The 8,663-nt window shown below is 51.0% G+C and carries 6 protein-coding genes; all 6 read left to right on the top strand.

What is annotated here, in order from left to right:
- Positions 1 to 194: 194 nt before the first annotated feature.
- A complete protein-coding gene (locus AC06ND_RS03090; RefSeq protein WP_475677532.1) occupies positions 195 to 1,325 on the top strand; it encodes a DUF4249 family protein in 1,131 nt (376 codons plus the stop codon).
- 10 nt (positions 1,326 to 1,335) lie between these two features.
- Positions 1,336 to 3,348, top strand: coding sequence for a TonB-dependent receptor plug domain-containing protein (locus tag AC06ND_RS03085; RefSeq protein ID WP_475677531.1), 2,013 nt, complete (start codon positions 1,336 to 1,338; stop codon positions 3,346 to 3,348).
- Positions 3,349 to 3,372: 24 nt separating this feature from the next.
- Positions 3,373 to 3,876, top strand: a complete 504-nt coding sequence (locus tag AC06ND_RS03080) for a hypothetical protein (protein ID WP_475677530.1) — start codon at positions 3,373 to 3,375, stop codon at positions 3,874 to 3,876.
- 277 nt (positions 3,877 to 4,153) lie between these two features.
- A complete protein-coding gene (locus AC06ND_RS03075) occupies positions 4,154 to 4,501 on the top strand; it encodes a P-II family nitrogen regulator (RefSeq protein WP_475677529.1) in 348 nt (115 codons plus the stop codon).
- A gap of 29 nt (positions 4,502 to 4,530) precedes the next feature.
- Entirely contained in the window at positions 4,531 to 5,742 is a 1,212-nt protein-coding gene (locus AC06ND_RS03070; RefSeq protein ID WP_475677528.1) for an ammonium transporter, read from the top strand.
- A gap of 6 nt (positions 5,743 to 5,748) precedes the next feature.
- Positions 5,749 to 8,663: glutamate synthase large subunit (gene gltB / locus AC06ND_RS03065; RefSeq protein ID WP_475677527.1), on the top strand; the 2,915-nt coding region annotated here is incomplete at its 3' end.

Raw genomic sequence — 8,663 nt, 5'->3', positions numbered from 1 at the left:
TTCCGGGTCTTTTGCAATATAATTAATTGATAATCAACATATTAAACCCGACAATTTCAAAAATTGTCATATACTAAGCTCAAACAAAGTAATTTTGTATCAACAGATCGAGTGGATGAGTATTCGAATGGAATCAATACTGCTCGAGGAGAAATGACGGTGATATCTTACGGGTCTTAATTTGATTTGGGATTATGGGTGTTGAACGTGGAGCCATATTCGTGGCAGCGCTTGTTTTCGGATTCGTGGCGGTTCAGTCCTGCGTGAAGGTCGTGGACCTGGTTGCGGAGGAGGTGGAGCCTACGGTCGTAGTCGAGTGTGTTCTGGACAACTCTACGGAGGAACAGACAATGCGTTTGGGACTGACTAAGGGCAGGTCAAAGGATTCGTATGAGCAGATAGAATCTGCTGTGGCGGTCCTGTATGATCTTACGGAATCAAGATACATTGGCGAATTCTCTCATGCAGGGGAGGGACGTTGGACTCTGGGGTATGTTCCGATTGCTGATCATGAATATAAGCTGGAAGTAGACATTGACGGACGTGAACATATCTGGGCCCAGTGTGTCATGCCACCACCGGTGGAATGCTGCCATATAGAAGGCTCTGCTTTTCAAATTGGTCTTCTTTTCGATGACGGGATCCCAGGCCACGAGCATGACTTTGACCCGGACAAATACGTTGTGGACAGGTCCCATAATCCTTCTGATCTCCCGGAGAAATACCATTACACCAACGGGACCTGCTACAAACTGCGTCCTTCCGAAGCAAGGGTGTCTGTCAGATGGTTTCGTCTTGATAAGTCAACAGGGGAACGTGTATATGCAAAGAGGATCGCTACGGATGTCGAGAATGTACGTGAGGATAATATTTATGGCAATACTTATCCCGGCGATAGATTAAGGAATACTGCACGTACGATCTTTTCTGACTATATATGGTATGTCATCCCTTACCCTACTGTATGTGGACGGCCTTTTCTGGATGGCAGACTGGTGTTTGATGCCAAAGAGGCACTTTCTCAATGTCAATATTTTACTGTCTCTGTAGGCGCAGAAGATATTAGTCCGTTATACCAACAAGAGACGGATGCTTTCATAATTGTTGAGAGTACGCCGTCTGTACTTGAAGAGTACTATAGGAGAATCGACATGATGCTGGAGAAAAGGGAATCTCCCGACTATGCGTCCGTGTTTTTGCGAGACAATGTGCCAAGCAACATCAATGGCGGTATAGGGGTGTTCTCAGGTCAGGTCATGCAGATATTGCCCTGGGAGATGCGGTTTTCATTGTGGTATGAGGATACAGAACTTCCCATTTATTAATCAAACCATTATGAAGCGAAGTGTAATTGTGCTGATGTCCGTGTTGCTCCCACTGACCGTCTCAGGGCAAGACAGCCTGAGCGATGGGAGAGATACGCTACGTGCATCCGTCAAGACGGCATTCAGAAATCAGGAAAGGAGCCTGGGTCAGATATCGACTGGAATAAAGGAGATTCGAGGTATAGTGTCTCCTCTGGGTGAAGGCGATCCTATCCGGTGGGCACAGACTCTACCTGGTGTAAGTATGGGAGCCGATGGCGGAACTGCAATGTACGTGAGGGGTGGCAATATGGGAAACAACCTCTTTTCCGTCGACGGTGTCCCAATTTATGGCTTCTCCCATCTGCTGGGCCTTACCAACGTGCTTCCTTCGGAGGTTATCGAAGGGGCAAAGTTGGTCAAGGGAGGCTTTACCGGAGCGGACATGAACCTTACGTCATCCCACCTCAGCATAACGACCAAGGATGTTCCAGACGACAAGGTGAGGACCAATGTCTCGGTCAACAATTTCCTTCTGGGAGCAGGGTCGGAGGGAATGCTGGGTAAGCGCAAGGCTGTGTCATATCTTCTAGCCGGTAGGATATCTCCTCTTCAGTACGAGTACATGCTATTCCGTAAAATTTTTCCGGAAACATTCTCCGTCGTGAGGAACTTTCGTGCAGGAGTGGGTGATTTTTATGCAAAGCTGGGCGCAGAGATGGGAGAACGGGACCGGCTTTCCGCATCGTTCCTGTATAGTCGTGACATGTACAATTTCGAATTGAACGAGAATTCAAAGGAAAAGATGGGGTGGCAGAATCTTGTGTCATTGCTTAAGTATGATCACAAAGGTGATGTCCTGAAGTTCGACGTCTCCGCCTCATACAGCGCATTTTCTACGGTTCAGGATGAGTGGAAGACATTCCATGGTACAAGGAACTATCAGTTTATCACTTCCGAACTGAAGGAGAGCAAGCTGACAGCCAATTTCCGTACAGACCTTTCGGACGCCGTCTGCCTCGATTGGGGAACAAACCTGCGCTATGCGGAATTCTATCCCGGCATCACTAACCCGAATATCAAGCCTGCTCCCACGCTGCTCGCAGGCGTCTACCTCCAAACGAGGTATTCTTATGGGGATATATTCACCCTCAATGCTTCCGTCAAGGGTAGTTATTTCCGTAATTTCAAGAACATTTTTCAGAGTTTCGATCCGGAACTGGACATTCATGCAAGGCTCAGACTACCCAAGGGATTTGCGCTGGAGGCGACCTTCGACAGAGTCGTTCAGTACTATCACACGCTGGAAGGGCTACCTCTTGGATGGTCTCTGGACATGATTGTGCCTTCGATGAAAAATGTAAAACCCGAATCTGCACATCAGGCGGCGGTTGATGCCGTGTTCCGTAAAGACCGTCATCATCTGTCGTTCGGCGGCTTCTACAAGAAGATGGATGATGTCGTCTATTTTGTCTACGGACAGGCGTTGTTCGCAGGAGCACTGTCACGGTGGTACAATGATGTGAGTGTAGGAGAGGGACGTTCTTATGGTACAGAGCTTTTCTACGAGTATTCCGGAAAGGATTTTCGAGCGAACCTGTCTTACACATGGTCGAGGACGACCCGATTCGGATTCGAAAAGGTCAACCGAGGCAAGCCATTCCATGCGAGGTTTGACAGGGAGCATGTACTAAATGCCTCTGCCCAGTGGAAGGGGATAAACCTGACAGTCATATTCGAGAGTGGCCAATGGGAGATGGCCGCTGCTGAGGATTATGTCATTCATACTCCTTCCGGAGATCTTGTGGGCGATTACTATTCCGGAACGAACAATTATCATATGCCGAATCTCTTCAGGGTTGATATCGGTTATATGCACACTTTCCATACGGGTAAGATAGCTCATGACCTTAATGTGGGTGTATGTAATGTCACTAACCATTTCAACCCGTTCATGATCTATTACGATACACGCGCCAATGACTGGAGGATGCTTGCGCTTATACCTATCCTTCCAAATTTGAGTTATAGAATAAGTTTCTAATTGTAATTGAGTATGCGTTTTAATTTGAAAAACATTGTTGTCTCCGTTCTTCTGGCCAGCGTTGTTTCGTGTTCCAAGGACGACGTGAAAGTGTCTGCAGATAAATTGGTGGGGACGTCTTGGATGCCAGTACATGCCAAAGGTGAGATCGATTTTGGAGTCAGTGTCTTCAGTTGGGATGAGGACCTGAGCGGGGATTATTCCATTTCGTTCAGTTACAAGGACGAATCAAAGGATGTGCACTATGAAAAGCAGTTCACCGGGTATGCCTTCTATGAAGAAGGTGGCCAGACCTTGTACTACACGTTTTCTCCAAATTCTCCGGAGACTCGTGATGAGCCTCTCCGGTTTTATGTTGATAAGGGAAGACTTTATATGGAAACCTATGTCCCAGACAGCGGGGGTGGATTATCTTCATTTGTTGACCCGAATGCGCCTTTGGTCAAGCGTTTCGTCCCGGTGTTCATGACAAGATTGTCCCGTGGCGTAATGGAATTTGATGGCGTGACATATCGTCGGTTGCATTAGTTTCATGGAGTTTTGAAAAATTTTTAATCGTTTTGTAAAAATTTAAAAAATAATTGTTACCTTTGTTGAAAGACAAATCGGGAATGAAGTTTTCTATCAATAATCAGAATCGCCAGAAGCAGAACCAGAATAAGGTCCTGCAGCAGTAGCGTGTCATTTTACAGCCGGATGGCATATTGAAGAAAACTGAAAGATAGGATAAAAGGAAGGCTGGTCCGAAAGGACTAGCCTTCCTCTTTTTTAAAGGTATTACAAACGGACTTAAATATTCGATACCATGAAAAAGATTGAAGCAATTATCCGAAAGACCCATTTCGAAGAGGTCAAGGAAGCATTGTTTGAAGCGGACATCAACTGGTTCTCGTACAAGGAGGTCAAGGCAATAGGCCAGGACCGTGAGGACAGGATCTACCGCGGCGTGATGTACAGTACGGACATCATCTCCAGAATCGAGATCACCATCGTCTGCCGCGACCAATTCGTCCAACCTGCTGTCGATGCGATCATGAAGGCGGCCCGTACAGGTGAGATCGGAGACGGAAGAATCTTCGTGAGCCCTGTAGACGACACATGGTCCATCAGGACGGGTGAACACGGCGATACCGTTCTCGCAGATAGGAAGTAACGATGTCTAACCTCTAAAACGATTGAATTATGATAAGCGGACTTGATACAGTATGGGTACTTCTCGCGGCAATGCTCGTGTTTTTCATGCAGCCTGGTTTCGCCCTCGTCGAGGCGGGATTCACCCGTTCCAAGAATACTGCCAACATCCTGATGAAGAACTTCGTCGACTTCATGCTCGGCTCCGTTCTCTTCTGGTTCATAGGCTTCGGCCTCATGCACGGTGCCGGAAACGGCTTCATCGGTGAGATCCACCTCTTTGACTGGTCGTTCATCGGCGATTCGAACATTCCTGCGGAGTGTACGCTGATATTCCAGACCGTATTCTGTGCCACCACCGCGACCATCGTGTCCGGAGGTATGGCCGAGCGTACGAAATTCTCCATGTACATCGTGATCTCTATCATCATATCCGTCCTGATCTATCCTATCGAAGGACACTGGACATGGGGTGGCGGATGGCTCTCTGAGCTCGGCTTCCACGATTTCGCCGGATCGACAGTGGTGCATCTCTGCGGCGGAGTGATCGCCCTTGCAGGTGCGATGGTGCTCGGCCCGAGGATCGGAAAATACACCAAGAGCGGTAAGTCGGTAGCAATCCCTGGACATAACCTCTCCTTCGGAGCACTCGGAGTATTCATCCTCTGGATGGGCTGGTTCGGCTTCAACCCAGGTTCGCAGCTCGCAGCGGAAGGTGCAGAGAACGCAATCGCCATCTCACACGTGATGTGTACGACTAACATGGCTGCAGCGACTGGAGGAATCGCAGCGCTCTTCCTCACATGGATAGTTTACGGAAAGCCATCTCTCTCGCTCGTATGCAACGGCGTGCTCGCCGGCCTCGTCGGTATCACCGCGGGATGTGACCTCGTGAGCATCGGCGGCGCAGCGATCATCGGTCTCGTATGCGGATGTGCGATGGTAGGATGCGTAGCGTTCATTGACAAGGTCTGCCGAGTAGACGATCCTGTAGGTGCTGTGTCCGTGCATGGTCTCTGCGGCTTCCTCGGAACGGTGATGACAGGACTTTTCGCCATGGAAGACGGACTCTTCTACGGTGGCGGATTCCATATGCTCGGAATCCAGACTCTCGGCGCAGTGGTTACCATGGTATGGGCCTTCTGCCTCGGATATGCAGTGCTCAAGCTCCTCGACAAGTTCTTCGGCATCAGGGTGGAGCCAAGGATAGAGGAAGAGGGACTCGACGTGTATGAGCACGGTGAAACAGCTTACAACAACTAAAGATATATGAACAACGGACTTTACAATCCCCAGAACGAACATGATGCCTGCGGCGTCGGAATGGTCGTCAACATCAGGGGCAACAAGAACCACGAGATAGTGGACAATGCCCTGACAATCCTCGAGAATATGCGCCACAGAGGTGCTGAGGGTGCTGACGGAAAATCAGGCGACGGTGCCGGCATCATGGTCCAGATCCCACATGAATTCATCCTTCTCCAGGGCATCCCCGTCCCGGAGAAGGGTGCTTACGGAACAGGACTCGTGTTCCTGCCCAAGGATCCGGAGAAACAGGAATACTTCCTTGACATAATCAAGGAGGAGATAGAAGGACAGGACTGCGTGCTCGCGCATATCAGAGAGGTTCCCGTGAACTCTGAATGCCTCGGAGAGGCTGCGCTGGCGAGCGAGCCTGACGTGAAACAGATCTTCGTGACCTACCGTGACTTCATGGAGGACGAGGATCTGGAAATCTGTCTCTATAGGATACGCAAGCACATCGAGAAGAGAATCCCAGACTCGAAGGACTGCTACATCTGCTCGCTCTCGAACAAGAGCATAGTCTATAAGGGCATGCTCACCAGCCAGCAGCTCAAGGAATACTATCCTGACCTCTCCAGTCCTTGGTTCACCAGCGGCCTTGCGCTCGTGCACTCGAGGTTCTCGACCAATACCTTCCCTGACTGGAGCCTCGCTCAGCCATTCCGTCTTCTTGCCCACAACGGTGAGATCAACACCATCAACGGCAACCGCAGCTGGCTCACAGCCCAGGAGAGCGTCATGAACACGGGTAAGCTCGGCGACATCTCCGACATCACACCTCTTCTCCAGAAGGACATGAGCGACTCGGCGAGCCTCGACAATGCCGTGGAGTTCTTCATGATGAGCGGAATGAGCCTGCCTCAGGCGATGTCCGTGCTCGTCCCTGAGAGCTTCAACAGGAAGAACCCTATTTCTTCGGACGTGAAGGCGTTCTACGAGTACTATTCTATCCTCATGTCACCGTGGGACGGTCCTGCGGCACTGTTCTTCAGCGATGGTCGCTACGCCGGCGGTATGCTCGACAGAAACGGTCTGCGTCCTGCCCGCTATGCCATCACCAAGAAGAATACGATGATCGTTGCCAGCGAGGTCGGTGCCATCAACATCGATCCTGCACAGATTGCCGAGAAAGGCCGTCTCGAGCCAGGAAAGATCCTCATGGTCGACACCCATGAGGGACGAATCTACTATGACGGCGAGATCAAGGAGAGGATGGCGACCGAGTACCCTTACCGTCAGTGGCTCAACACCAACCGAATCGAGCTCGACTCCCTTAAGAACGGTCGCAAGGCAAAGCATTCCGTGGCTGATATCGAACGCAAGAAGATCATGTTCGGCCACAGCAAGGAGGATATCGAGAAGACCATCAAGCCTATGTGCGAGAGCAGCTCGGAGCCTATCAGCGCTATGGGTTGGGATCAGCCTCTCGCAGTCATCAGCGAGACTCCGCAGAGCTTCTTCAACTACTTCAAGCAGAGATTCTCGCAGGTGACCAACCCTGCGATAGACCCTATCAGGGAGTCTCTCGTGATGTCCCTTACCGCATTCATCGGTAAGGTCGGCCCTGGTATCCTCAATCCTGATGAGAAGAACTGCCGAATGATCAAGCTCAGGCAGCCTATCATCACCAACACCCAGCTCGAGGTGCTCTGCTCTCTCGGCTACAAGGGCTTCAGCTCCCAGAAAGTCAGCACGACCTTCACCGGCAATCTCGAGTATGCCCTCGAGAGCCTCTGCCACAAGTGCGAGAAATGCGTGGATGAGGGCGTGAACTACATCATACTCTCCGACCGCGGAGTGGATGAGACCCACACTGCGATACCTGCACTGCTTGCGCTCAGCGCGGTACATCACCACCTGATCGCGACCGGAAAGCGTGTCCAGACCGCCCTCATCGTCGAGAGCGGCGAGGTCAGGGACACCATGCACGTGGCACTCCTCCTCGGTTACGGAGCATCGGGTGTCAATCCGTACATGGTATTCGGTATCATCGACGAGCTCGTGAGCGCCGGTGCCATCCAGATGAACTACGAGTCCGCACAGAACGGCTACATCGAGGCCATCAACAAGGGCCTCAAGAAGATAATGGCAAAGATGGGTATCAGCACCATCAGGTCATACCGAGGTTGCAAGACCTTCGAGACCATAGGTCTTTCGGATTCTCTCCTGAGCAGGTATTTCGGCACTTCGGCCGGATCTCCTGTCGGTGGAATCGGACTCGACAGGATTGCGGCTGATGCTGTGAAGCTCCACGACATGGCTTACGCGGACGAGGCTCCGGCTGCTCCCAAGGCAGTCCATGCATGGAATCCTAAGACCGTGAAGCTTCTCCAGAACGCAGTAAGGACTGGCGACTATTCCGCATACAAGGAGTTTACCTTGGCGGTGGACAACAAGGAAGAGCATATCTTCCTCAGGGATTTCCTCGATTTCAAGAAGAGGCCTATCAGCATTGACGAGGTCGAGCCTGTAGAGGATATCATCAAGCATTTCATCGTCGGTGCGATGAGTTTCGGCGCTCTCAGCAAGGAGGCTCATGAGACCATTGCTCTCGCTATGAATGCCATCGGGGGAAAGTCCAACACCGGTGAAGGCGGCGAGGACAGCAGCAGATATCATGAAACCGTGGACGGAGTATCGCTCTCCAGCAAGGTGAAGCAGGTGGCTTCCGGACGTTTCGGCGTCACTGCGGAGTATCTCGTGAACGCAGAGGAGATCCAGATCAAGGTCGCTCAGGGCGCGAAGCCTGGAGAGGGTGGCCAGCTCCCTGGATTCAAGGTTGACGAGGTCGTTGCGAAGACCAGGCATTCTATCCCTGGCGTGACCCTCATTTCGCCACCACCTCACCATGACATCTACTCTATCGAGGACCTTGCACA

Source organism: Candidatus Cryptobacteroides sp. (genome assembly GCF_056207615.1).
The sequence above is the reverse complement of the archived record's forward strand: the minus strand, read 5'-3'. Positions and strand labels throughout refer to the sequence as shown.